Source organism: Paraburkholderia humisilvae (assembly GCF_902859855.1).
In the GTDB taxonomy this organism is placed as follows: Bacteria; Pseudomonadota; Gammaproteobacteria; order Burkholderiales; family Burkholderiaceae; genus Paraburkholderia; species Paraburkholderia humisilvae.
In genome coordinates, this window is record NZ_CADIKH010000445.1 from 1 (window position 1) to 723 (window position 723).

The following is a 723-nucleotide window of genomic DNA, read 5'->3' on the forward strand; positions in this document are numbered from 1 at the left end:
AACCCGGCGCAAAGACCATCTGGCTCGGCCTCAGAGAAGTTCATGTCGCTGCAAAAACATTGCGCCTCTTACGCGACAACGATGGTGACGACACTTCTGTATAACGGAATGCGGTTAAGGACCTGGACCGCAAGCTGATGCGCTATATCCGCGAGCAGAACACGAACCCCAGGCCGATCAGATGGAAGTACGACGATCCATCGCGGCGAATCCGTCCAGCGCCATTTTAATGACGCAGTGGGACTAGGCATTGGTGTACAGAAATGCAACGAGAGTTATGTCCAGACCCGTCACCCAACTCACGAAATGTTCGTTTGACGACGAAATTCTATATGTCGATATCTACCAGTTTCATAAAATTCATCGCGCGGTATGATCAATGCAATTTCAAGATAGCTTATTGTCAATAAGTAATGCGTAGTAATATTTACGTGCCGTTACCGTGCGGCATTTTTTAGGATTTGTTTATGAAAAAGCGCAATTTTGGTGAAAATTATGGATAAATAGATACAATATGATTGACATGTCGTTGCGTCGCCTTGAAAGCGGCGGTAGGGATTGTATCGGCCCGGATTGTTTGGACACGGTTTTGGGACTCAGGCGGCCTGTTTGAACATCCGTGCCTGACGGGCTTCGAGGGGTGACATGAAGCCCAGTTTTTCCAGCCGCCATTCTCGGTTGTAACGATCTTTAAAGTCAACGACAGCGTCACGAACTTCATCA

General features: G+C 47.7%; 1 pseudogene. It reads left to right on the plus strand.

The features are described 5' to 3' along the window. Positions 1-110: 110 nt before the first annotated feature. Positions 111-230 (plus strand): annotated as a pseudogene (locus HV796_RS46425) (IS630 family transposase); the annotation flags it as partial. Between the last annotated feature and the right edge of the window lie 493 nt (positions 231-723).